Annotated in this window: 20 protein-coding genes; 10 read left to right on the top strand and 10 right to left on the bottom strand. The window is 72.9% G+C overall.

Annotated features, from left to right (window positions below):
- Positions 1-26: 26 nt before the first annotated feature.
- Genes ACN260_RS14875 through mnhG form a run of 6 tightly spaced genes read left to right on the top strand, consistent with a single transcriptional unit; the run spans position 27 to position 6213 of the window.
- On the top strand, positions 27-2849 hold the full coding sequence (locus ACN260_RS14875; RefSeq protein WP_422756527.1) for a Na+/H+ antiporter subunit A: 2823 nt from the start codon (positions 27-29) through the stop codon (positions 2847-2849).
- Positions 2846-3346, top strand: coding sequence for a Na(+)/H(+) antiporter subunit C (locus ACN260_RS14870; RefSeq protein ID WP_422756526.1), 501 nt, complete (start codon positions 2846-2848; stop codon positions 3344-3346). Before ACN260_RS14875 ends, ACN260_RS14870 begins: the two co-directional genes overlap by 4 nt.
- Positions 3343-4923: a Na+/H+ antiporter subunit D gene (locus ACN260_RS14865; RefSeq protein ID WP_422756525.1), complete on the top strand. Its 1581-nt coding sequence runs from the start codon at positions 3343-3345 to the stop codon at positions 4921-4923. Before ACN260_RS14870 ends, ACN260_RS14865 begins: the two co-directional genes overlap by 4 nt.
- Positions 4920-5591 carry a Na+/H+ antiporter subunit E gene (locus tag ACN260_RS14860; protein ID WP_422756524.1) on the top strand — a complete coding sequence of 224 codons (672 nt, stop codon included), beginning with the start codon at positions 4920-4922 and terminating at the stop codon, positions 5589-5591. Before ACN260_RS14865 ends, ACN260_RS14860 begins: the two co-directional genes overlap by 4 nt.
- Positions 5588-5851 carry a monovalent cation/H+ antiporter complex subunit F gene (locus tag ACN260_RS14855; RefSeq protein ID WP_088645903.1) on the top strand — a complete coding sequence of 88 codons (264 nt, stop codon included), beginning with the start codon at positions 5588-5590 and terminating at the stop codon, positions 5849-5851. The genes ACN260_RS14860 and ACN260_RS14855 overlap by 4 nt, the downstream gene beginning before the upstream one ends.
- Positions 5848-6213 carry a monovalent cation/H(+) antiporter subunit G gene (gene mnhG / locus ACN260_RS14850; RefSeq protein WP_145920159.1) on the top strand — a complete coding sequence of 122 codons (366 nt, stop codon included), beginning with the start codon at positions 5848-5850 and terminating at the stop codon, positions 6211-6213. The genes ACN260_RS14855 and mnhG overlap by 4 nt, the downstream gene beginning before the upstream one ends.
- A 119-nt stretch (positions 6214-6332) precedes the next feature.
- On the opposite strand, the gene ACN260_RS14845 is transcribed toward mnhG, so the two are convergent.
- Positions 6333-6713 carry a YccF domain-containing protein gene (locus ACN260_RS14845; protein WP_204924355.1) on the bottom strand — a complete coding sequence of 127 codons (381 nt, stop codon included), beginning with the start codon at positions 6711-6713 and terminating at the stop codon, positions 6333-6335.
- A 57-nt stretch (positions 6714-6770) separates the two neighbouring features.
- Between ACN260_RS14845 and ACN260_RS14840 the strand changes: the two genes are divergently transcribed.
- Entirely contained in the window at positions 6771-7787 is a 1017-nt protein-coding gene (locus tag ACN260_RS14840; RefSeq protein WP_422756523.1) for a methyltransferase, read from the top strand.
- Positions 7788-7846: 59 nt separating this feature from the next.
- On the opposite strand, the gene ACN260_RS14835 is transcribed toward ACN260_RS14840, so the two are convergent.
- The 4 genes from ACN260_RS14835 to ACN260_RS14820 are packed head-to-tail and all read right to left on the bottom strand — an operon-like array spanning position 7847 to position 12085.
- Positions 7847-8869, bottom strand: coding sequence for a methyltransferase (locus ACN260_RS14835; RefSeq protein WP_422756522.1), 1023 nt, complete (start codon positions 8867-8869; stop codon positions 7847-7849).
- Complete coding sequence (locus ACN260_RS14830; RefSeq protein ID WP_422756521.1) at positions 8866-10032, bottom strand: aminotransferase class V-fold PLP-dependent enzyme; 1167 nt, start codon at positions 10030-10032, stop codon at positions 8866-8868. The genes ACN260_RS14835 and ACN260_RS14830 overlap by 4 nt, the downstream gene beginning before the upstream one ends.
- The gene (locus ACN260_RS14825; protein ID WP_422756520.1) at positions 10029-11324 is read right to left on the bottom strand and encodes a tryptophan 2,3-dioxygenase family protein; all 1296 of its coding nucleotides are present in this window, start codon (positions 11322-11324) and stop codon (positions 10029-10031) included. Before ACN260_RS14825 ends, ACN260_RS14830 begins: the two co-directional genes overlap by 4 nt.
- Before the next feature lie 56 nt (positions 11325-11380).
- Positions 11381-12085 (bottom strand): tryptophan 2,3-dioxygenase family protein, encoded by a 705-nt coding sequence (locus ACN260_RS14820; protein ID WP_422756519.1) that lies wholly within the window; start codon positions 12083-12085, stop codon positions 11381-11383.
- A 442-nt stretch (positions 12086-12527) separates the two neighbouring features.
- Between ACN260_RS14820 and ACN260_RS14815 the strand changes: the two genes are divergently transcribed.
- From ACN260_RS14815 to ACN260_RS14805, 3 genes are all read left to right on the top strand, one after another.
- Entirely contained in the window at positions 12528-13088 is a 561-nt protein-coding gene (locus ACN260_RS14815; protein ID WP_422756518.1) for a GNAT family N-acetyltransferase, read from the top strand.
- 104 nt (positions 13089-13192) lie between these two features.
- Positions 13193-14143 (top strand): siderophore-interacting protein, encoded by a 951-nt coding sequence (locus ACN260_RS14810; RefSeq protein WP_422756719.1) that lies wholly within the window; start codon positions 13193-13195, stop codon positions 14141-14143.
- Positions 14144-14336: 193 nt separating this feature from the next.
- Positions 14337-15560 carry a multidrug effflux MFS transporter gene (locus ACN260_RS14805; protein WP_422756718.1) on the top strand — a complete coding sequence of 408 codons (1224 nt, stop codon included), beginning with the start codon at positions 14337-14339 and terminating at the stop codon, positions 15558-15560.
- A 55-nt stretch (positions 15561-15615) separates the two neighbouring features.
- Here ACN260_RS14805 and ACN260_RS14800 read toward each other — a convergent pair whose 3' ends face one another.
- The 5 genes from ACN260_RS14800 to ACN260_RS14780 are packed head-to-tail and all read right to left on the bottom strand — an operon-like array spanning position 15616 to position 24010.
- Positions 15616-17046 carry a condensation domain-containing protein gene (locus ACN260_RS14800; RefSeq protein WP_422756517.1) on the bottom strand — a complete coding sequence of 477 codons (1431 nt, stop codon included), beginning with the start codon at positions 17044-17046 and terminating at the stop codon, positions 15616-15618.
- 35 nt (positions 17047-17081) lie between these two features.
- Entirely contained in the window at positions 17082-18422 is a 1341-nt protein-coding gene (locus tag ACN260_RS14795; protein ID WP_422756516.1) for an MATE family efflux transporter, read from the bottom strand.
- Positions 18423-18444: 22 nt separating this feature from the next.
- On the bottom strand, positions 18445-22038 hold the full coding sequence (locus ACN260_RS14790; RefSeq protein WP_422756515.1) for an SDR family NAD(P)-dependent oxidoreductase: 3594 nt from the start codon (positions 22036-22038) through the stop codon (positions 18445-18447).
- Between the two features lie 8 nt (positions 22039-22046).
- Positions 22047-22889 carry an ACP S-malonyltransferase gene (locus ACN260_RS14785; protein WP_422756514.1) on the bottom strand — a complete coding sequence of 281 codons (843 nt, stop codon included), beginning with the start codon at positions 22887-22889 and terminating at the stop codon, positions 22047-22049.
- 11 nt (positions 22890-22900) lie between these two features.
- On the bottom strand, positions 22901-24010 hold the full coding sequence (locus tag ACN260_RS14780; protein WP_422756513.1) for a hypothetical protein: 1110 nt from the start codon (positions 24008-24010) through the stop codon (positions 22901-22903).
- Positions 24011-24253 lie beyond the last annotated feature (243 nt).

The following is a 24253-nucleotide window of genomic DNA, read 5'->3' as shown; positions in this document are numbered from 1 at the left end:
CCGACGCTGATCTTCGAGGAGGGTATGTGCTGGTCCTGGTGGCGGTCCACGCACTGGCAGCCGTGGTCGCCCCGGGGCTGGTACGTCGCTTCGGACGCCGTGCGCTCTACGCCGTCGCGCTCGCCCCGGCCGCCACGCTGGTCTGGGCGCTGACCCGTACCGGTGCCGTCCGGGCCGGCGAGCCGGTGGTGGAGACCTGGCCGTGGGTGCCCCGCATCGGTCTGGAACTTGCCCTGCGGATGGGCACCCTGTCCTGGCTGATGGTGGTGCTCGTCGGTGGGGTCGGCGCGCTGGTGCTGGCGTACAGCGCCAGGTACTTCCGCTCCGACGACCCCGGGCTGGGCCGTTTCGCCGCGGTCTTCGTCGCCTTCGCCGGCTCCATGCTCGGCCTGGTCGTCTCCGACGACCTGCTGCTGCTCTACGTGTTCTGGGAACTGACCACCGTCTTCTCGTACCTGCTGATCGGCTACGACCCGGCGAAGCGCGCCAGCCGGCGGGCCGCCATGCAGGCGTTGCTCGTCACCACCCTGGGCGGGCTGGCCATGCTGGCCGGGTTCGTCATGCTCGGCCAGCACGCCGGCAGCTACCGCTGGTCGGTCGTCGCCACCGACCTGCCCGGCGGCGGCTACCTGGTCACCGCGCTGATGCTGATCCTGCTCGGCGCGCTCAGCAAGTCGGCCATCGTGCCGTTCAGCTTCTGGCTGCCCGGCGCGATGGCCGCCCCCACCCCGGTCAGCGCCTACCTGCACGCCGCCGCCATGGTCAAGGCCGGGGTGTTCCTGGTCGCCCTGCTCGGCCCGGCCGTCGCCGACGTCACCGCCTGGCGGGTGGTACTGCTCGGCACCGGCCTGGCCACCCTCTTCCTCGGCGCCTGGGTGGCACTGCGCCAGACCGACCTGAAACTGCTCCTCGCCTACGGCACGGTCAGCCAACTCGGGCTGCTGATGGTGATCCTCGGCGCCGGCAGCCGCGACGCCGCGCTGGCCGGCGCGGCGATGGTGCTGGCGCACGCCCTGTTCAAGGCCACCCTCTTCCTCGTCGTCGGCATCGTCGACCACACCACCGGCACCCGGGACCTGCGCGAACTCAGCGGCCTCGGCCGGCGCGCGCCGGTGCTGGCCGGGATCGCCGTGCTGGCCGCCGCGTCGATGGCCGGGCTGCCGCCGATGGCCGGTTTCGTCGCCAAGGAGGCCGCCTTCGAGGCGTTCCGGCACGGCGGTACGGCTGACCTGCTGGTGCTGGCCGGGGTGGTGACCGGGTCGGCGCTGACCGTGGCGTACACGCTGCGGTTCCTGTGGGGCGCGTTCGCCGGCAAGCCCGGTGTCGCGCCGACCGAACCGCATCCGGCGGGCCGGACGTTCCTCGCCGCCCCGGCGCTGCTCGCCGTCGCCGGGCTGGCCGTCGGCGTCGCCGCCCCGGCGTTCGACGGGTTGCTCGCCCCGTACGCCGACGGGTTCTCCTCGACCGGGCCCGGCTACCACCTGGCGCTGTGGCACGGCCTGACCCCCGCGCTGGGGCTGTCCGCTCTCGCGGTGGCGGCCGGTGCCGGGCTGTTCCTGCTGCTGCACCGTGGTCGGCTGCGTCCGGCCCGGTGGACGCCGTTGGACGGCGCGGCCGGCTACGAACGGGTGGTCGGCGGGGTGGACCGGCTGGCCGTGGAGCTGACCGGCGCCACCCAGCGCGGCTCGCTGCCGTTCTACCTCGGGATCATCCTGGTGGTGCTGGTCGTCCTGCCCGGCGGTGCGCTGCTCACCGGCGGGCCCTGGCCCCGGCAGTTCCGCGCCTGGGACACCCCGTTGCAGGCGGTCGTCGCCGCCCTGGTGATCGTCGCCGCCGTGATGGCCGCCCGCGCGCTGCGCCGGCTCACCGCGATGATCCTGGTCGGTGTCGCCGGCTACGGCACCGCGTTGATGTTCGTCCTGCACGGCGCACCGGACCTGGCGCTGACCCAGTTCCTGGTGGAGACCGTCACCATCGTCATGTTCGTGCTGGTGCTGCGCCGGCTGCCGGTGAAGTTCTCGGCCCGGCCGATCCGCCGCAGCCGGCGCGGCCGGATCGCCATCGGCGTCGCCGTCGGCGCGGTCGTGTCCGGGATGGCCTGGGTCGCCTCCAGCGGCCGGCTGGCCACCCCGGTCTCCGAGCGGTTCCCCGACGAGGCGGTCTCCTACGGCGGCGGCAAGAACGTGGTCAACGTGACCCTGGTCGACATCCGGGCCTGGGACACCATGGGCGAGATCGCGGTGCTGGTGGTGGCCGCGACCGGGGTGGCCAGCCTGATCTTCCGCCGTTCCCGGGACCTGGACCGGCGCAGCGCCGTCCCCGGCCCCCGACCGGCCACCACCGGCGGGCCGCGCTGGCTGACCGCCGGCTTCGAGGCACACCGGCACTCGGTGATCCTCCAGGTGGTCACCCGGCTGCTGTTCCACGCCATCGTGCTGTTCTCGGTCTACCTGCTCTTCTCCGGTCACAACGCCCCCGGTGGCGGGTTCGCCGCCGGACTGGTCGCCGGCCTGGCCCTGGCCGTGCGCTACCTGGCCGGCGGCCGGCGGGAACTCAACGCCGCCGCGCCGGTCGACGCCGGGGCGGTGCTCGGCGCGGGGTTGTTCCTCGCCGTCGGCACCGGGGTGGCCGCGATGCCGCTGGGCGGGGAGTTCCTGCAGAGCGCGGTGCTCGACCTGCACCTGCCCCTGCTCGGCAAGGTCCACTTCGTCTCGTCGGTCTTCTTCGACGTCGGCGTCTACCTGATCGTGGTGGGCCTGGTGCTGGACATCCTGCGCAGCCTCGGCGCCGAGATGGACCGCCAGCAGGAGGACGCCCACGACGACGTACGGGACAAGGAGCTGGTGTGACCCCCAACCTCACCTACATCGTGGTGGTCGGCGTGCTGTTCGCCGCCGGGGTGACCCTGCTGCTGGAACGCAGCCTCACCCGGGTGCTGATGGGTGTCATCCTGCTCGGCAACGGGGCCAACCTGCTGCTGCTCACCGGTGGCCGGGCCGGTGGCCCGCCGATCGTCGGCACCACCGACACCGATGGGATGAGCGACCCGCTGCCGCAGGCGATGGTGCTCACCGCCATCGTCATCACCCTCGGCATGACCGCGTTCCTGCTGGCGCTGTCGTACCGCAGCTGGCACCTCAACGGACACGACGAGGTGCAGGACGACGTGGAGGACCGCCGGATCATGGACCTGGCCGACCGGGACGAGGGGCCGGGCACCGACGACGCCGACCAGCCCGACTCCGACGACCAGCTCGACCCGGACGGCCGGCCCGATCCCGACAGCAGACGGCCCTCGGCGGCCTCGGTGGCGGCGACGGCCGGCGAGCGGGGGAGGGACGCGTGAACCACCTCGTCCCACTGCCGGTGGTGATGCCGCTGCTCGGCGCGGCCCTGACCCTGCTGCTGGCCAGCCGGCCCCGCGCGCAGCGGTGGGTCAGCCTCACCGTGCTCACCGCGACCGTCGCGGTGGCCGCCACCCTGCTGGTCCGCTCCTCGCTCGACGGGCCGCTCGTCGTCGAGGTCGGGGGCTGGGTCGCGCCGCTGGGCATCGTGCTCGTCGCCGACCAGCTCGCCGCGCTGATGCTGGTGGTCTCCGCCGCCGTCACCCTCTGCGTGCTGGTCTACTCCATCGGGCAGGGCATGGCCGACGGGCACGAGGAGACCCCGCTGTCGGTCTACCACCCCACCTACCTGGTGCTGACCGCCGGGGTGTGCAACGCCTTCCTCTCCGGTGACCTGTTCAACCTCTACGTCGGCTTCGAGATCCTGCTGGTCGCCAGCTACGTGCTGCTCACCCTGGGCAGCACCGAGACCCGCATCCGGGCCGGCACCACGTACGTCGTGGTCAGCCTGCTCTCGTCGCTGATCTTCCTGGTGGCGATCGGGCTGGTCTACTCGGCCACCGGCACCCTCAACCTGGCGCAGCTCGTCGACCGGCTCGACGCCCTCCCCGACGACCTGCGGCTGGTGCTCCAGGGCATGCTGCTGCTGGCCTTCGGCATCAAGGCGGCGGTCTTCCCGCTGTCGGCGTGGCTGCCCGACAGCTACCCCACCGCGCCCGCGCCGGTCACCGCCGTCTTCGCCGGCCTGCTCACCAAGGTCGGCGTGTACGCCATCATCCGCACCGAGACGTTGCTGTTCCCCGGTGGCCGGACCGCCGACCTGCTGCTGGTGGTGGCGGCGTTGACCATGCTCGTCGGCATCCTCGGCGCGGTCGCCCAGTCCGACATCAAACGACTGCTGTCGTTCACCCTGATCAGCCACATCGGGTACATGCTGTTCGGGGTGGGGCTCAGCTCGTCGCTCGGGTTGGCCGCCGCGATCTTCTACGTGGTGCACCACATCACCATCCAGACCACCCTGTTCCTCGCCGCCGGGCTGGTGGAACGCCGGGGCGGCAGCACCGCGCTGGACCGCCTCGGCGGGCTGGCCCGGTTGTCGCCGCTGCTCGCCGTGCTGTTCTTCGTGCCCGCGCTGAACCTGGCCGGCATCCCCCCGTTCTCCGGCTTCCTGGGCAAGCTCGGCCTGGTCCAGGCCGGGGTCGACGACGGTGGCGTGCTGGCCTGGGTGCTGGTCGCCGGTGGGCTGCTGACCAGCCTGCTCACCCTCTACGCCATCGCCCGGGTGTGGAACCTGGCGTTCTGGCGTCGCCCGCACCCGCAGATGCCCGAGCCGCAGGACAGCGTGCACACCGTCCGCACCGACGGGGTGGAGCAGCCCTACCGGGGACCGGACCGCGACGCCCACCCGGGCGCGATGCTGCCCCGCCTGATGATCGCCCCGACGGTCGCTCTGGTGGTGCTGGGGCTGGGGCTGACCGTGGTGGCCGGGCCGCTGTTCGACCTCAGCTCCGACGCCGCCGACGACCTGCTGCGGCGCACCCCGTACGTCGAGGCCGTCTACCCCGGGGGGACCCCGTGAGCCACGATCCGCCGCCGCAGCGGTCCACGGACCCGCCACCCGGCGCGCTGCCGTCGCAGCGTGCCGGGGAGCCGTCGGCCCCGGAGCATCCCGAGGACCAGCCGCTGACCCGGGCGGCCCGCCGCCGCAACCAGGCCGTCGCGATGATCGTCCTGGTCACCGTCTGGGTGCTGCTCTGGGGGACGCTGAGCTGGGCCAACGTACTCGGTGGGCTGGTCGTGGGGCTGGTGGTGCTGACCGTCTTCCCGCTGCCCCCGGTGACCTTCGCGGGGCGGGTGCACCCGGTGCCGCTGCTGCGCTTCGCCCTGCGCTTCCTGCGCGACCTGGTGGTGGCCAGCGTCCAGATCGCGGCCCTGGCGCTGCGGTTCGGGCACCCCCCGCTGGGCGCGATCATCGCGGTGCAGCTGCGGGTCCGCTCCGACCTCAACCTGACCCTGACCGCTGAGGCCCTGTCCCTGGTGCCCGGCAGCCTCATCGTCGAGGTCGACCGGGACGCCGGCATCCTCTACGTCCACGTGCTCGGGGTACGCGACCGCGCCGAGGTCGAACGCTTCCGTGTGGGTGTGCTGGAGCTGGAGGCCCGGCTGGTCGCGGCGATCGGCTCGGCGCAGGAGCAACGTCTGATCCGGGAGCACCCACCGTCCGCGCTGCAAGGGAGTTCGAGATGACCGCTGTCGCCGTGATCGTCACCGTGCTGCTGGCGGTGGCCGGCGCGCTCACCCTCACCCGGATCGTCCGGGGGCCGTCGGTGCTCGACCGGGCGGTCGCCACCGACGTGCTGCTGGCCATCGTGGTGGCCGCCGTGGCGACCGAGGCCGCCTACAGCCGGGACGCGACCGCGCTGCCCATCCTCGTGGTGCTGGCCATTCTCGGCTTCGTCGGCTCGGTCAGCGTCGCCCGTTTCGCCACCCGCCGGGACGACAGGTGAGCGTCGACGCGGTGCTGGACGTGGTGGCTGCGGCCTGCCTGCTGGGTGGCGCGTTGCTCAGCCTCGCCGCCGGGGTCGCCCTGGTCCGCTTCCCCGACCTGCTGTCGCGGATGCACGCCGCCGCCAAGCCACAGGTGCTCGGCCTGCTGCTGGTGCTGCTCGGCTGCGCGCTGCGACTGCGGACCGGGGTGGACGTCACCACGCTGGTGCTGGTCGGCGCGTTCCAGTTGGCCACCGCGCCGGTGGCCGCGCACATGATCGGCCGGGCCGGCTACCCGCACGACCGGATCCGCACCGACCTGCTGGTCACCGACGAACTCGCCGCCCACCTCGACCGGCTGCACGCCGACCGGCGGCCCTGACCCGGCGGCCCCGTGGCCCGGCCGTCGCCGGTCCGCTCATGGGCCGATCGAGCGGTATCGACACCCCGTCGACACCGCCGGATCGCCACAGATGCGCCGCAGGTCGCCGCGGGGTCGGGTCAGGGGGCCTCGACGACCTCCCGGCCGAGCGGCCAGAACGCCGCCGGGACGAGCTTGAAGTTGGCGATGCCGAAGGGGATGCCGATGATCGTGACGCAGAGCGCGATCCCGGCGAGCAGGTGGGACAGTGCCAGCCACCAGCCGGCCAGCAGCACCCACAGCACGTTCGCCAGCCCGGACGGGACGCCGGCCCCGGGCTTGGTGACCAGGGTCCGGCCGAACGGCCACAGCGAGTACGACGCCAGCCGCAGCGACGCGACCCCGAACGGGATCGTGATGATGAGCACGAAGCAGACCACCGCCGCGACGAAGTAGCCGAGCGCCAGCACGATTCCGCCACCGAGGATGAGCCACAACAGGTTCAGGATGAAGCGAATCATTACTCCATAGTGACCGGTGCGTGCCACCGCGTCACCGTTCCATGATCTTATATTCCCATGATCACTCCCACTCCTCTCATGCATCTCGTCGCCGGCGTCTGGGGTTTCAAGACCCTCGCCGTCGGGGTCGAGTTCGGCCTGTTCACCCGGCTGGCCGGCGGACGGACCGTCACGGTGGCCGAGGCCGCCGCCGAGTTCGGGCTCGACGAACGCCCCGCCGACCTGCTGCTGTCGGCCAGCGCGTCGCTGGGGCTGCTGGACAAGGCCGGTGACGGCTACCGCAACTCCGCGCTGGCCGAGCAGTTCCTGGTCGAGGGGCGGCCCTACTACTTCGGTGCCCAGGTGCGCTACTCCGACCTGCGCACCTACCTGCCGTGGCACCGGGTGGGCGAGGCGCTGCGCGGCAACCGGCCGCTCACCTGGGACCCGCAGCAGCAGGACTCGCTGTTCGACACCACTGACCCGGAGCTGGTGGCCCAGTTCTGGGACGCCATGTTCGCCACCTCCCGCTTCACCGCCCGCGCGCTGGCCGACGCGTACGACTTCGGCGCGCACCGACGGCTGCTCGACGTCGGCGGTGGTGCGGGGGCGTTCCCGATCGAGTTCTGCCTGCGGCTGCCGGAGCTGCGGGCGACGATCCTGGACCTGCCGCACGTGTGCGTGCGGGCCGGGGAGCGGATCGCGGAAGCGGGCCTGACCGACCGGATCGGCACGGTCGCCGGTGACTTCCTCGCCGACCCGGCCCTGCCCGACGGGCACGACGTGATCCTGCTCAGCATGATCCTGCACGACTGGGACGAGCCGACCAACCGGGCGCTGCTGGCCCGGTGTTTCGCCGCGCTGCCGCCCGGCGGGGTGATCGTCATCTCCGAGCTGCTGCTCAACGACGAGCGCACCGGCCCGCCGGAGGCCGCCCTGATGGGCATGAACATGCTCGTCGAGACCGAGGGCGGCAAGAACTACTCCGGCGCGGAGTATCGGGCCTGGCTGACCGACGCCGGCTTCGTCGACGTGCGTACGGTGCCGTTCGAGGCTCCCGGCGCGAACGGCGCGGTGCTGGCCCGCCGCCCCTGACCGGCCCGGCCGGGCCGGCGGACCTCAGGCGCCCGCCGGCCCCGGCGTCGACCGGTGGATCACCCCGGCTTGTACGCGGTGACCAGCTCCCACCCGCCGGGCAGCACCGCCACCCGGGTGAAGCCGACCTCGGTGAGCAGCCCGGTGTAGAACCCGACCTCCCGCAGCCGGCTGACGCAGCTGTCCACGCCGATCAGGAAGTAGCTCCAGAAGAACTGCACGGCCAGCCGGTCCGGGGTGCGGAACTCCTCGGCGATCAGCAGCAGCCCGCCCGGCTCCAGTGCTGCGTACGCCTGCTCGACCAGGCGGCGGGCGACGTCGTTGGGCCAGTCGTGCAGCACCCGGACGAACGCCATCGCGTCGTAACCCGTCGGCAGCGGCCCGGCCAGGAAGTCGCCGCCGACGAAGCCCAGCCGCTCGGGGTGCCCCCGGTCGGCCCGGGTGGCCGCCACCAGGGGCGCCACTGCCGGCAGGTTGAACACGTCGGCCCGCAGGGCGGGGGCGGTGTCGAGGACGTGCGCGGCGAGGGTGCCGTCGCCACCGCCGACGTCCAGCAGCCGTCGCCGGTCCGACCAGAGCCGGTCGGCGTGCCGGCGCAGCGTCTCGATCACCGGGCCGAGCCCGGCGGCCATGCTGCGTTCGAAGTCGGCGGTCTGCGCGTCGGTCTTCGGCGGCCAGGCGAAATCGTCGTCGGTCATCCCCACCTCGCCGCGCAGGCTCCCGGCGAGCCGGCCGTGCAGCAGCCGCCACGGGTAGCGGTCCCGGTCCCGTTCGATCGCGTCCGGGCCGAGCACCGCCAGCACAGCGTCGCGCAGCCCCGGCACCGCCCGGTAGCTGGCCCCGGCGATGTCGTCGTCGGGTTCGTGGCGGGTGACGCAGCCGAGGCTCTCCAGGCAGTCGAGGAACTTGTAGAGCCGCAGCGGGCGCACCGCGAACCGGTCGGCCAGCGCGTCCAGGCGGACCGGCCCGGCCTCCAGCGCGTCGAGCAGGCCGAGGGCCAGCGCGGTCTCCAGCACGTCGACGGCCTTGGCGCCGTTGACGAGCAGGCTCATCAGCGCCCGGGGGGACAACGTGACGCTCACCGGCCCAGCTCCTCGGTCAGCGCGTCCATGAACGCGTCGACCTCGTCGAGGGTGTTGTAGACGTGCGGTCCGACCCGCAACCAGCCCCGCCAGGTGCAGATCATGTTCCGCGCGGCCAGCCGCCGCTTGACCTCCTCGCCGTCGGGGACGTCCAGGCAGACCACCCCGCCCCGGCGGTCCGGGTCGGTGGGGCTGACCACGGTGACGCCGGCCGCCGCCGCCCGGTCCAGGACCCGCTGGGTCAGCGCCAGCGAGTGCGCCCGGATCGCCCCGATCCCGACGCCCGCGAGCAGGTCCAGGCCGACCTGGGAGATCAGCGAGGTCAACGGGTACGGCGTGCCGCCGGCGAAGCGTTGCGCCCCCGCCGCCCACCCGGTCGACACCCGGAAGGTCAACGCCCGGTCGCCGGCCTGCCACCCGGTCGCCGCCGGTTCCAGGCGCCCGGCCAGGTCGGGGCGGACGTAGAGGAAGGCGGTGCCGGCCCCGCACAGCCACTTGTGCGCGCCGCCGAGGACGATGTCGACGCCGAGCGCGGTCACGTCCAGCGGGACCGCCCCGACGGTCTGGAACGCGTCCACCACCACCAGGGCGCCGACGGCGTGGGCGCGGGCGACCAGCCGGGCCAGGTCGATGGTGGCCCCGGAGGAGAAGCTCGCGTGGGGTACGCAGACCAGCAGCGTCCGCTCGTCGATGCGGGCTTCGAGGGCGTCCTCGTCGAACCGGGGGCCGCCGGTGCCGACCACGTCGAGACGCGCGCCGTAGCGGCGGAACGCGGTGCCGATGAACGGCACCGTCGGGTACTCCAGGTCGGTGGTGACGATCCGGTCGCGCGGCGGGCGGTAGTCGAAGCAGGACAGCACCCGGACCAGCAGGGTGCTCAGGTTGGCGTCGGTGACCACGCTGCCCGGCGGAGCGCCGAGCAGCGCGGCGACCGAGTCGGCGTACCGGTCGAGGCCGACGTGCCAGTCCTGCCACACGTCGTCGCGCCAGTCGCGCAGGGTCGCCCAGTAGTCGGCGAGCACCCGTTCGACCCCCCGGGGCGATGCGCCGGTGGAGTTGTTGCCCAGGTAGACGCACGTTTCCAGCAGCGGGAACTCGGCGCGCAGGGCGGCGTGTGCGGCGGCGTCCAGGCAACGCGCCGGGTGGGTCGCGGGTGCGCTCACTCGCAGCAGCCTCCGATCGGGTCGGTCCGGGGTGGACGGTTGACGGTGGACACGGTGGTGAAGACCGGGACGGCGCGGACGGCCGCCAGGTAGGGGGTGCCCTCGGTGTAGCCGGTGCCGGAGCGGGTACCGAGCATCCGGACCGCCAGCCGGTGGTGGGTGCGCCGCCAGGTCAGCACCGCCTCGGCGAAGGCCGCCATCTGCTGCCGTACCAGGTCGAGGTCGGGCCCCCGCAGCGAGCCGGCCCGGACCGCCGCGCGGTAGGCCCGGTCGATCGACGGCTGGCCGGCCCGCACCACCTCGCGTACCTCCGGCACCGACCGGTACGCGGTGGAGTCCAACCGCTCCGGCTCGGGCGTACGGCACAGCGACTCCATGAGCTTGTACGAGCGGGACTGGATGGCACTGGCCCCCTCGGTGTACTCACGGAACGTCCGGAACGCCGCCGGTTGCATGGTGGCCAGCAGGGAGAACAGCGTCCCGGCGCCGCTGATCAGCTCCCGGGCGTACGCCAGCCGGCCGGCGGCCGGGCGGGGGCGGCCCGTGTCCAACGCCGCGATGGTGCCCCGCAGCTCCTCGGCGACCCCGGCGAAGACGCACTCGTAGGCCTGGAGGACCCGGATGAACAGGTACTCGTCGTGGGAGACGTAGACCGGCAGCATGCTCAACGCCAGGGCGCGTTCCCGGGCGGGGTCGCGGCCGGTGACGGCGAGCCGGTGCAGCGCCACCGCCGCCGCGACCGGGTCCCGCTCGGTGAGCGCCCCGGTCAGGCCGAGGCGGGTGAGGGCCGACGAGACGGCGCGTACCCCGAGCCGGCACCGCTTGGCTGCAAGCTCCGGTCCGGGCCGCTGCTCGGGGAGCAGGTCGATGGCGTCGGTCGAGGCGGCCAGTTCGAAGGCGAGGGCGTCGGCGACGAGGTCGACCAGGAGCCGGTCGCGTTCCCGCCGCCCGCCGCCGGGCCCCGGCCGGTCGACCCCGTCGGCCACCCGTGCGCCCGGTCCGGTGTCCTGGGCGGCGGTGAACAGGGGGAGCAGGGGCAGGGCCAGGTAGCTGCGGTAGTCGTACCGGCCGTCCCACTTGTCGAGCGCCACGTCGAGGAAGGCGGACAACTCGCGGGCGGGGGTGGTCCGCGCGTTCACCCGGGCGCGCGCGGCGTCCAGCTGGACGAGGAGTTCCTTTTTGACGAAGTGTTTACCGACACGATGAAATTCGGTGACCACTGCCTGGTAGGGAAATTGCTCGGGGTCGGCCGTACCGGACGACCAGCTCGTCAGCTCACGCACGAACCGCACCTCGGATGGGTATCTGTCACAGGGAGCGCCGACGATTCTTCGAGTGGCGCGGCTCGTCATGCCTCTGCGGTGCCCGAATGCGCCGCCACCCGGACGTCGGTGTCCGGCCGGGGCGCGTGCAGCTCGGGAAAGAACCGGTGTCCGATGAGTTTGGCGAGCACGCTCGCCGCGCTGCCCGGGGTGCCGCCGGGGGCGTGCCCGCCGACCCGTAGGGCGACCTCGTAGTGACGCACCCGCCACTGGTGGACCTGCTCGTCCCAGGCGATCATCGCCTCGGCGAGCCGCCGGGTCGGGTCGGTCGGGGCCAGCGCGTCGAGCCTGCCGCCGCGGGTGGCGAGGTGCTCGGCGAAGACCCGGCCGAGCTGCCGGCTCACCGTCGCGACCCGCCGCCAGCCGGGTGACTCGGCGCCGGAACCGTTGCCCAGCGCGGGTTGCATCGTCTGGAAGTCGACGGGAGACAGGTGCCGGAACATCTCCAGCTGTTCGGTGACCAGTCGCACCGCGAGCGTCGCGCGGGCCAGCAGGGCCGCCGCCCCGGCCGGGTCGGCGGCCGCGGTCCGCCCGACGGCGGCCGTCAGCTCGGCCTCGGCCAGCTTCAGCCACAGCTCGGCGGACTGGTGCACCACCTGGAAGAGCAGCTCGTCGCGGTGGAGCATCTCCTCCGGACGGCGTTGCAGGGCGAGCAGCTCGTCGGTGCGCATGTAACGGGCGTAGTCCGTGGATCCGTCGCCCGGCAGTACCGGTGACTGGTCACGTTTCACGGCTGTCCCTTCCCCTAAACACCGGCGCGCACGGGACCGGCACTCGACATCGGCAATTATTCAACGACGAACGGCAATGTGTCACCCCCTGTTCCACGATTAGTGATCCTCGGCGCTCCGAGCGAATGCCGACCTTTGCTCGCCAGCGCTGGCCGGCTATCAGAATGAATTACGAGAGTCAATACCGCAGAGTGCCTGACGGGTCACAGGTCGGCGGCCCGGGACGCGGTCGCCGAACTGCCGGTGGCCGGGTGCGGTTTTCCGGTCTCGCCGTTCCGGTGTCGCTGTCGGCGTAGGGCGCCTGCCGGCGGGGCGTTGCTGCGGGTGTTCGTTTGCATACTTTTCGAAGTTGTGATGGGGTCTGGCGGAATCGTCGCCGAGGGTGCCGATTCGAAAGCGAAACGTGACGGGCCCGCCGGGCCGGTCGCCCGGAAGGAGTGCCATGACCACTGCGCCGACCTCCACCTCGTGTCACGTCGACGGGTTCGGGGAGGTGTCCCTGCGGCCGGTGTACCCCGACCGGGACGTCGCGGTCATCCACGACTGGGTGACCCGGGAGCGGTCCCGGTTCTGGGGCATGGGCGGGGCCAGCCGGGAGCGGGTCCGCGAGATCTACGCGTACCTCGACTCGTTGACCACCCACCACGCCTACCTGGCCCACCGGGACGGCCGGCCGGTGGCGCTGTTCCAGACCTACGAGCCGGCGGCCGACCCGGTCGGGCGGTGCTACGACGTACGCCCCGGTGACTTCGGCATCCACCTGCTCATCGGCCCGCCGGACGACGGCCCGGAGCCCGGCTTCACCGGCGTACTGCTCGACGTGTTCCTGGCGTTCGTGCTGGCCGACCCGACCCGGCTGCGGATCGTCGCCGAACCGGACGCCCGCAACGCCCGCGCGATCGACCGGCTGGTCCGGGCCGGCTTCGTGCCCGGACCGGAGATCGACCTGCCTGACAAGCGGGCCCGGCTGCTCTTTTTCGACCGCGCCGCCCGGGCCCGTTGACCAGGGTCGGGGCCACTCGGGCAGGTGGGTGACGTGCCCCGAACGGGGGGTGGGTGACCCACGTCGCCATTCATGTTGGTGGTTAGGTTAGCCTCACCTACGTGATTGGTGATCGAGTTCGTTCGACGGGGGAGCGGCACCGCCCCACCGGCACCGCGACCCTGCCGGTCGCCCCCTGGCGGCTGTTCGACGTCCAGGTACGCGCGGCGCGTCGGCTCAGCCCGTCGTTCCTGCGGGTCACCTTCACCGGCCCGGACCTCGACCGGTTCGCCGACAACGGGTACGACCAGCGGATCAAGCTGGTGCTGCCGGTGCCCGGGCGACCCGGCGTCCACCTGCCCGGCGGCGACGACTGGTACACCCACTGGCGCGCCCTGCCCGAGCAGGAGCGCTGCCCGATCCGCACGTACACCGTCCGGGCGGTCCGGCAGCACCTGGCCGAGGTGGACGTGGACCTGGTGCTGCACGGCGACCACGGCCCGGCCGGCCGGTGGGCGCTGCGGGTCCGCCCCGGTGACGAGGCCGGGCTGCTCGGGCCCGACGCCGGCCACGACGGCGAGCACGGCGGCATCGAGTTCCGCCCGCCGCCCGCCGGCCGGCTGCTGCTGGCCGGCGACGAGACCGCCGTGCCCGCGATCAGCGCCATCCTGGAACGCCTGCCCCTCGACGCCCGGGGTGAGGTGCTGCTCGAGGTGCCGGACCCGGCCGACGTCCTGCCGGTGGCCGCCCCACCTGGCGTCACCGTCAGCTGGCTGGCCCGCGTCGGCGACGACCACGGCAGCAGGCTGCTGCCCGCGGTGGCCGCGGCGGCGCAACGACTGCTGTCGGGCACCGGGACGACGCCCGCCGAGGCGGTCGCCGACGTGGACGTCGACGTGACCCCGCTGTGGGAGGTGCCGACCCCGACCGTGCCCGTGCCCGTCTACGCCTGGCTGGCCGGGGAGGCCGGCGTCATCCGCGCGCTGCGCCGCCACCTCGTCGTCGAGCGGGGCGTGGACCGCCGCGCCGTCGCCTTCATGGGGTACTGGCGGCTGGGGCGCGTGGACCCGGCCTGATCCGTGACCGACGGCTGTGACCCGCGTTACCTCTGCGTGGAGCGGGAATCAGAGCAGCAGGTCAGGATTTGAAGCCAGGTGTGACCGTCGTACCGTCTCGCGCCCGGCCGTACCACGACCGGGCGGAGCTTCCCCGATGACCGATCTCGCCCCCGACCGGCTGACCAAGGTCGCACCGACGCCCGGAGACCTGATGACCCGCCGGCAGCGGGTACGGCTCGTCCTCGTCCTCGGCTCGCTGATCGCCATCGGCCCGCTGACCATCGACATGTACCTGCCGGCGCTGCCCGCCATCGCCACCGACCTCATGACCACCTCGGCGGCGGTCCAGTTGACCCTCACCGGCACGCTCGCCGGGCTGGCCCTCGGCCAACTGCTGATCGGGCCGCTCTCCGACGCCGTCGGCCGCCGTGGCCCGCTCATCGCCGGCCTCGCCCTGCACGTCGTGGCGTCGGCGCTCTGCGTCGTCGCCCAGCACATCGCCGTCCTCGGCGCGCTGCGGGTGGTGCAGGGCCTCGGTGTCGCCGCCGCCACGGTGGTCGCGATGGCGGTGCTGCGGGACCTGTTCAACGGCACCGCCTTCGCCACCCTGCTGTCCCGGCTGCTGCTGGTGATGGGTGCCGCCCCCGTCCTCGCCCCGACCCTCGGCGGCGGGGTGCTGCGCTGGACGGACTGGCGGGGAGTCTTCGTGACCCTGGCCGTCTTCGGGGTGCTGCTCGTCGTGGTCGCCGTGATCGGCCTGCCCGAGACCCTGCCCGCCGGGCGTCGCCAACCCGGCGGCGCGTGGTCGACCATGCGCCTGTACGGCTCGCTGCTGCGTGACCGGACCTTCGTGGGGCTCGTCGTGGTCGCCGGGCTGGCCATGGCGGCGCTGTTCGCGTACGTCGCCGGCTCGTCGTTCGTCCTCCAGGAGGGGTACGGGCTCGACGAGCAGCAGTTCGGGCTGGCGTTCGGGGCGGGCGCGGTGGGCCTGATCGGGGCGGCCCAGTACAACGTGCGGCTGCTGCGCCGCCACTCCCCGCAGCGCATCCTGGTCACCTCGTTGAGCGTCGGCACCCTGGCCGGGCTGACCCTGCTGGCCTTCGCCGTCACCGGGTTCGGTGGGCTGCCCGCCCTGCTGGTGGCACTGTGGGTGGTGCTGGCGGCGGCCGGACTGGCGATGCCGAACGCCCCGGCGCTGGCGCTGTCCCGCCACGGTGAGGCCGCCGGCACCGCCTCGGCCCTGCTCGGCGCGGTGCAGTTCGGCGTCGGCGCGGTGGCCGCCCCGATGGTGGGGGTGCTGGGCAACGGCGCGGTGGCGATGGCGCTGGTGGTGGCCGGGGGCATGGTGGCCGCGCTGGCGGTGCTGTTCCTCGTGGTCCGCCCGTCCCGGCTCGCCGACCTGGAACCACCCTCGGCGGTCGTCGTCGCGCACTGACGGGGCGACCGTGACCGGACACCCTACCGCCCGGTCACGGTCGGGGCGGGGCCGGTCACGGGGCGTCCGGGTGGACCTCACAGGGCCGGTGGCTGTCGAAGATCTCCGTCACCCGGCGCAGGCTGACGTCGTCGCGGGCCAACTCCATGGTGACCTGCTCCACGGCGTACAGGAAACCCCGGATGTCGGCGGGGGCGAGCAGCGCGGTGTCGGCCATCAGCGACAGCTGGATCCGTTCGGCGGTACCGCTGGCGTCGACGTACAACGGCATCGCCTCGGCGGTCGCCCGCTGCGGCCACGCGAAGGTGGTCGTCGCGGCCAGCCCGGCCAACGCCTGCGAGCCCGGCGCCGGGCCGGCGGGTCGCGGTTGCAGCGACCACCGGTCGTTGAACTGGCCGCCGACCGGCAGGGGACGCCCGGCGGCGTCGGCGGCGGCGCGGGCCACCTGAGCGGCGGCGCGGCCGTCGTGGCGGGCGTGGCGCATCGCCGCCCCCATCGCGGCACGGGCGTGCCCGACCAGGTCACCGACGGTGTCGCCGGAGACCTCCATGGCGGTACGGACCGCCTGGTTGAGGCTGGTCACGGTGTACCGCAGCTCCGGCTCCACCCGGTTGCTCTGCATGATGTCCAGCGGATAGACCGGCGTGGCGCAGAACGTGCGCACCAGCGCGTTGACGACGGCCAGCAGGGTGACCGACGTGGTGGTGCGCAGTCGTCGGGCGGCCAGCCGCAGGGCCACGGCGGCGGCGTCGGAGGCGAGTTCACCGCGCCAGTACCGGGGGCTGACCGGGGTGACCCGCTCGGGCAGCGGCGCGACCGGCAGCCGGCGGAGCTGCTCACGCAGGTACGCCAGCGCGTCGACGTTGAGGCGTTGCCCGTCCGGGGAGCGTTCGAAGACGGCCAGGTCGACCGGCTGCATCGCCGGCCGGGGCGGCGGCGGGGCGTCGCCGTCGGTTCTGGCCCGCAGCAGCGCGGCCAGCTCGGCGGCCAGGAGGTCCGCGCCGAGGTGGTCCGCCGCCAGGTGGGACACGGCGAACATCAGCAGCACGGGGATGCCCTCGTGGGTGGCGACCGCGAACCGGATCGGCAGCTCGGTGTCGTGCGCGAACGGACGCCCACCGGCCCGGCCCAGACAGTCGGTGATGATGTCGGCGAAGCTGACCGGGTCACCGTCGGGGCGGTCGACGACCTCGACGGCGACGACGCCCTCGCCGAGGACGTGCTGGCTGCCCTGGCCGTCGACCCCCGCCGGGAAGAGCGTCCGCAGCGACTCGTGCCGCTGGAGCAGGTGGGACAGCTGCGCCAGCACGTCGTCGACCTCGAGCAGCAGGGGTACGTCCAGCCACCGGGTCAGCACGAAGAACGGCTTCATCTCCGGCAGCCACCGGCGCAGGACGTCCCAGGTGCCCTGCTGGCCCCAGGTCAGGTGGGCGGTCCGGCTGCGGCCCGCGTGGAACGTCACCTCGGCGGTGCGGTGGTTGATCACTGGTGGTCCTCACGGGGCGGGGGATGGACGGGACATCAGGTCGCGGCGGGCACCGCCGCTGGCGCGGGCCGGACGAACAGCACCCGCCGCAGGCAGAACACGCTGTAGGTCAGCCCGGCGGTCCAGCTGGCCACCACCGCCCACATCACGGCGTCGATGCCGAACGGCCCGTTCAGCAGCCAGGCGAAGGGGATCTGCACGGCGACGAAGGCGATCAGCGTGCAGATCAGCGGCGCGGTCGTCCGGCCGGCACCGTTGAGGTAGCCGTGGATGACCACCATGGCGGTGTAGAGGAGCAGGAAGGGATAGATGATCGTCAGGTAGCGTCCGGTCAGCTCCCGGGTGGCCGGATCGTCGGTGAACAGCGCGGCGAGCGGGTCGCGGGCGGCCAGCACCACCCCGGCGACCAGCACCGACAGCACGGCCGTCAACCGCAGCGTGCGCAGCAGCCCCGCGCGGGCCCGGGCGAGGTCGCCCGCGCCGAGGTTCTGCGCGGCGAAGGCGGTCACCGCGCCGGAGAAGTCGAGGAACAGTATGCCGGTGAACAACTCGATCCGGGAGACGATCGTGAACGCGGCGAGGACCACCTCCCCGTAGGACTGGATGATTCCGACCAGCACCATGATCCCGAGGGCGAGCACGATGTGCTGGCTGGCCAGGGGCAGGCCCAGCCGGGCGGCGTCGACGAGTTCCCGGCGGACGGCCGGCCGTGGCCCGCCGCGCCGCACGGGGTGGGCGCGCGCCGCCCAGAGCAGCCCGACCACCAGGGCCACCGTGCTGGCCACCGCGGTGGCCAGGGCCGCACCGACCACACCCCCGTCGAGGACGGCGACGAAGACCAGCACCAGGACGACGTTGGCGATGCTGCCGACGCCCTGCACCCACATCGCCGAGCGGGAGTCACCCAGCCCCCGGAAGTAGGCGCTGACCGCGGCGCTGCCGAAGATCCCCGGGAAGCCGAGCGCCAGGGTGCCGAAGAACCGGGCCGAGTCGGCGGCGAGCCGCCCGTCGATACCCATCACCGCCAACGCCGGCTCGACCAGCAGCGTCGCCAGGACGACACAGCCGACGGCCCAGACGACCGTGAGCAGGGTGAGGGCGGCGACCACGTCGCGGCGGCGGTCGACCTGCCGACCGCCGGTCAGGTGGGCCAACCGGATGGTGAACGCCGTGCCCAGCCCGATGAACATGGCGTTGAGCAGATAGAACAGGGGCCCGCAGGCACCCACCACGGCCAGCCCCTCGACCCCGACGTAACGGCCGACGACGACGCTGTCGACCAGCAGATAACCCTGTTGCAGCAGGTTCGCCGCGGTCAGCGGCAGGGCGAAGCCGACGATGCGCCGCAGCGCCGGCCCGGTAGTCATGTCCGACATGCCACCCCTCCGATCGGTGTCGTCAGGCGGCGGCGTCGGCGAACGCGACCAGGTCCTCGACGTGGTAGGCGATCTCGGCGACGGTCCGGTCGGCGAGCAGGTCCGCGACGTCGTACTGCACGCCGTGCCGCACGGCGATGGTGTTGGCCACCGAGGCGGCCATGATGGAGTCGCCGCCCAGGTCGAAGAAGTCCGCCTCCACGTCGAGCGTCGGATAGCCGAAGGCGAGGGCGAGGCACTGCGCCACAGACCGCTCGACATCGGTGTACCCGCCGTCCGGCCGGCCCTCCAGCTCGACGTCGACCGCGTCGACGGTGGCCCGGATCTTGTCGGCGGCCTGCCGCAGCCGCTGCTCCAACGCCTGCATCTCCTTGTCGACCTTCGCGTCGATCTCGGCGGAGAGCCGTACGTCGTAGGAGCGCAGCAGGTGGATCAGCTCCCCCCGGTAGTGCAGCTCCCCGGCGAACAGCCGGGACCGGCCGGAGCGCAGGCCCGCGTCGAGGACGTCCAGCGCGACCCGGGTGGGCAGGGCCCGGAACATGGTGTCGCCGCTGGTGCCGTGGTCGACGGCCATGCCGATCTCCTTCCACGCGACCCAGTCCAGCGCGATCACGTGGGTCGGCCCGCCGGCCCGGCTGCGGGCCACGTTGTCCAGGTAGTAGTTGGCTGCCGCGTAGTCGGCCTGGCCGGGGGCGGGGAACACCGACGCCACCGACGAGAAGTGCACGACGAAGTCCGGCCGGTCGTCCCGGGTGAGCTGGTCGAGCAGGAACGCGGCGTGCAGCTTCGCCCGGACCACCGCGTCGAAGTCGGCCAGCTCCCGGAACATCACGGTGCTGCCACCGGGCAGGCCGGCGGCGTGCACGATGCCGTCCATGCGGCCGAACTCGCCCCGCACGTCGGCCACCGCGGCGGCCAGCGCCTGCGGGTCACCGGCGTCGGCGGCCACCACCCGCACCCGCGCGCCGAGTTCCTCCAGCTCCCGCACCGCGCGGACCCGCCCGGCGCGGGCGTCGCCGGCCGGCGCGGCCAGCAGCTCCGGCCACTGTGCGCGGGGCGGCAGGCCGGACCGGCTGAGCAGCACCAGGGTCACGTCGGGCTGCCGGGTGGCGAACGCGTGGGCGACGGCCAGGCCGAGCGCGCCCGTGCCGCCGGTGACCAGATAGGTGCCGCCCGGCCGCAGGTAGCTCTGCGGGCCGTCGGTGTCGACCTGCGGCACCTCGACGAAGACCTCGTGCAGGCGTCGGCCGTCGCGCCACAGGAACACCCCGCGTTCGGGGGAGAGGATCTCCGCCCGTACCGCGTCGGGCGACACGTCCGGGTCGACGTCGAGGTGGGTGACCCCGAGGTACGGGTACTCCCGGCCGATGACCTTGCCGAAGCCGACCAGCGCGCCGTTCTCGACCACCACGTCGGGTTCCGCGTCGTGGGCGCAGACCGCGCGGCGGGTGAGCACCGTCAGTTCCAGCTTGACGCCGGCCGCCATCAACGCCTTGGTCAGGTGGAACAGGCTGTGCAGGTTCTTGCCGGTCCGCAGGTCGAGCCCGGCGAGGTCGGCGGCGGGGACGGCGTCGAAGCCGAGCGCGTGCACCAGGTGGGTGATGCCGCCGTCGTCGACCAACTGGGCGATCTCGGCGAAGGAGTCCGCCGACCGGGCGTCGAAGGGTGCCCCGCCGGGGTGTACCGGCTCGCCGAGCCGCAGCACCCGCAGGTCGTCCAGGCCGGTCGCGGCGAGCAGCCGTCCGGCGTCGGTGTCCGGGTCGACCAGGGCCAGCACCCGCGCCCCGGGCGTGGCCGGCGCCGGGTCTGCGGCGGGGGCGAACACCACGTCGTGGGTGACCGGGTGCTCCTCGTCGACGGTGCCCAGTGACAGTTGTGCCCGCCAGGTGTCGGGGAACTGCACCCACGCGGGGGTGGTGTCGAAGGCGTACCCGGGAAGGCGGACGATCCGGCGGTGGCCGTCGGAGAGTCGCCGCCAGTCCACCGGCTCGCCGGCCAGGTAGCGGCGGGCCTCGTCGCCCAGCGGGCCGTCCGGCGGCGGCGACGCCCCGTCGGCCAGCGAGGCGACCAGTTGCCGGCGCAGGTCGGCGACGTCGTGGACGACGAACGCCGCCCGGTGCCGGTGCCCGCTGCGGGAGACCTGGCTGGTGTGGCAGACGTCGGCGATGTCGACCCCGTCGAGGCCGGCGGCGTCGATGAACCGCACGTACCGCTCGCCGAGGCGGACCAGGGACTTCAGGGTGGCCGCGCTGAGGGTGAACAGGAACGGTCCCGGGCCGGCGGGGGTCGCCGGTGGCTGCGCCACGTACTCCTCCAGCACCACGTGGGCGTTGGTGCCGCCGAGGCCGAAGGCACTGACCCCGCAGCGCCGTGGGCCGTCGTCGGGGGACTCCCACGGTCGTAGGCTGGTGGAGACGTACAGCGGTCCGGCGGCGAAGTCGAGCTTCGGGTTGGGGTTCTTGAAGTTGGCCTGCGGTGGGATCATCCGGTTGCGCAGCACCGCGATGGCCTTGATCAGGCCGATGACGCCGGAGCCCTCGAACAGGTGCCCCACGTTCGCCTTGACGGTGCCGACCGCGCAGAACCCCCGGTCGGTGGTGTACCGGGCGAAGGCGCGTTTCATCCCCTCGTGTTCGATCGGGTCACCGACCCGGGTGGCGGTGCCGTGGGCCTCCAGGTAGCCGAGGGTCCGGGGGTGCACGCCCGCGTTGCGCCAGGCGGCGTCCAGCAGGTCGGCCTGCGAGTCGGAGTCGGGGTTGGTGATGCCCTCGGTGTTGCCGTCGTGGTTGACCGCGCTGCCCTTGATCACGGCGTAGATCCGGTCGCCGTCCGCGACCGCCTGTGACATCCGCTTGAGGACGACCGCACCCGACCCCTCACCGAAACCGGTGCCGTCGGCGGCCTCGTCGAAGGTGCGGGTGACCCCGTCGGAGGATTCGATGCCGATGTTGGAGTGCGGGTGCTTGACGGGGGAGAAGACGATCCGGGCGCCGCCGACCACCGCCATCTCGCAGTCCCCGGCGAGCAGCGCGTTCCTGGCCTGGTGCACGGCGACCAGGGTGGCCGAGCAGGCGGTGTCCACCACCAGGCTCGGGCCGCGCAGGTCCAGCAGGTGCGACAGCCGGTTGGCCAGCATCGCCGGGATGTTGCCGGTGATGGCCTGCTGGCCGTTGTTCGGGTCGACGCGGCAGATGTAGTCCAGATAGGTCGATCCGGGGTTGACCGCGAAACCGACGAACACCCCCGTCCGGCTGCCCCGGAGCCGGTCGAAACCGTAACCGGCGTCCTCGAAGGCGAGGAACATCGCGCGCATGACCATCCGGTGGTGCGGGTCGGTCAGCGTGGCCTGCCGGGGATTCATTCCGAACACGGTGTGGTCGAAGGTGTCGACCTCGTCGAGGAAACAGCCGTTGTGGTATTCGACGTCGGGCTCGTCCACCGGTTCGATGCTCGTCGCCCGCAGATACCTGATGTACTCGGCGAGTTTTTCCCGACGGTTCGTGGGAAATGGTCGGGTGAGACTCGCCCCGGAACTGATGATCTGCCAGAAGGTGTCGAGATCGTCGGCCCCGGGAACCTCGACCGACAGACCGACGACCGCGATATCCGTGTCCATGCGGTGAATCACCTCTCCGCGATGCGGGTGAGAAATGCGCTGAGGGTCTTGCCGTTGACCTCGTCGAATACGGTGACACCGGCCGCGCGTAGGGTGGTGACCGCCCGGACCCACTCCACGGGGGTGGACAGTTGCCGGGCGAGCAGTTCGGCGGCGCGGTCGGTGTCGAAGACGTCCCCGGTGATCCCGGAGACTACGGGGGTGTGCCCGGCGGCGAAGTCGCAGCCGTCCAGGACGGGTCGGAAACGCTGCTCCGCCGTCGCCATCAACGGGGTGTGGAAGGGGCCGCTGACGTTGAGCGGGACGACCCGGGCCCCGGGCAGCGCGCCGATCGCCTTGGCCGCGACGGCCAGTTCGGCGCGGTCCCCGGCGATCGTGCTCTGGGTGTCGGCGTTGAGGTTCGCCACGAACACCCGGGGCAGGCCGGTCTCGGTCAACGCCCGCCGGACGAACGACACCGGCAGGCCCTGCACCGCCGACATGCCCCCGCCGGTGACCTGGGACATCAGCTCGGCCCGCCGGTCGACCAGCCGCAGGGCGACGTCGAGGTCGAGCACCCCGGCGGCGACCAGGGCGTTGTACTCCCCGAGGCTGTGGCCGGCGAAGTACCGGTAGTGCCCGGGGCGTTCGGCGGTCATCTGCTGGGCCAGCAGGGCGTTGACGAAGAACACCGCGGGTTGGGCGTAGCGGGTGTCGCGCAGGCGTCGGTGCGGGTCCCGGGTGCACAGCTCCTCGATGGACCAGCCGAGGATCTCGTCGGCCCTGGCGGTGGCCTCGGGGAACAGGCCGAACAGGTCGGCGCCCATGCCGCGGCGCTGCACCCCCTGGCCCGGGAAGAGTAGACAGTGCACGTGGTGTCCTTTCACGGTCGCCGGGAGGCTCGTCGGATCGACTCGAAGCGCAGCGTGCGGCCGGCGAGGCACTCCCGGGTGAACCGGCGGGCGGCGGGTCCGGGGCCGCAGTCCAGCACGGTGGTGATGCCGGCGTCGGTGACGGCGTGGACGCTGGCGGTCGCCCAGTCGACCGGGCGGACCAGCACCTGCTCGACGAACTCGTCGAGCAGGTCGGCGTCGGGCGGCAGGGTCCTGGGGGCGTCCGCCGCGTACACCGCTATCCGCAGCTCACCGGCGGCGGGCAGGGGACCGACGAAGGTCCGGTCCCGGCGTACCTCGTCGGCGGCGGCGGCCAGGTGCGGGCTGTGGAACGGCAGGGTGTTGGTGAGGAACGTCCAGGTCGCCGCACCGCCACGGAACACCGCCTCGTGGTGGGCGTGGAAGTGCAGCAGGTCTGCGGTGTGTCCGCTGAGCACGCCGGTGGTGGGGGTGTTGACCAGGCCGACCGAGACCGACCGTCGGGTGTCGAGCCGGTAGCGGTCGACCAGGGCGGCGAGCTCCGCCCGGGAGGGGCCGCTGACCAGCGCCATCGGGCCGGGCCGCTGGCGTGGGTCGCCGCAGGTGGCGTACCGCTCGGTCAGCTCGGTGGGGACGGGACGGCCGGTGGTGGCCTGGTGCCCCCGCACGAGGCTCAGCGCGACCAGCCTGAGTGAGGTCTCGGCCAGGGCGAGGAAGGCGTCCGTGCGCTTCGGCCGCAGGCCGGCGACGATGGCCGCCTGGAACCCGATGCTGTGCCCGATGGCGGCGGTGGCGGTGTCGAGGGCGGCCCGCCGGGGTTGCAGGTCGCACAGCTGGATCAGGTGGACGCAGATACCGGCGACGACCGAGTCGTCGGTGCCGGTCGGCGGCGCGGTGGCGGGGTCGGTCAACCACCGGCGCAGCCGGCTCCCGGCGGGAACGACCGGATCGGACGCGCAGCCGACGTGCTCCCGCAGGTCGTCGAGGGTCCGGAACATGCGGTCGAAGAAGAGCGCGTTCTCCGGCTGCGCGTACAGCGCCCCGAGGGTGGGGAGCAGACTTCCCTGGTGACCACCTATTCCGTCGAAAAGGGCCAGGGTGCGCCCGGAGGGGGTGAGCATTTCCACGGGATTCCTCGCTGGTCGGGGGGAATGCGTGCGCGGTTGACCCGACACGGCGGGCAGCGGAAAGGCTGCGTCGATTGCCGACGGCTGGCAACTGATTGTGGCCGGTGTTTATCTCGTGCGGTGGGACTTGCACCGCGAACAATATGCGACCCATCGCGCACGGTCAATAGTCTGGTCGCGCTACGCGACCTTGCCGCTGGTGAACGGCCGTTTTTGCGGGTCAGTCGGCGCTGTCGG

The sequence above is a fragment of the Micromonospora sp. WMMD708 genome (assembly GCF_049315245.1).
In the GTDB taxonomy this organism is placed as follows: domain Bacteria; phylum Actinomycetota; class Actinomycetes; order Mycobacteriales; family Micromonosporaceae; genus Micromonospora; species Micromonospora wenchangensis.
Note: the sequence above shows the minus strand (reverse complement) of the source record. Positions and strands in the feature narration are given on the sequence as shown.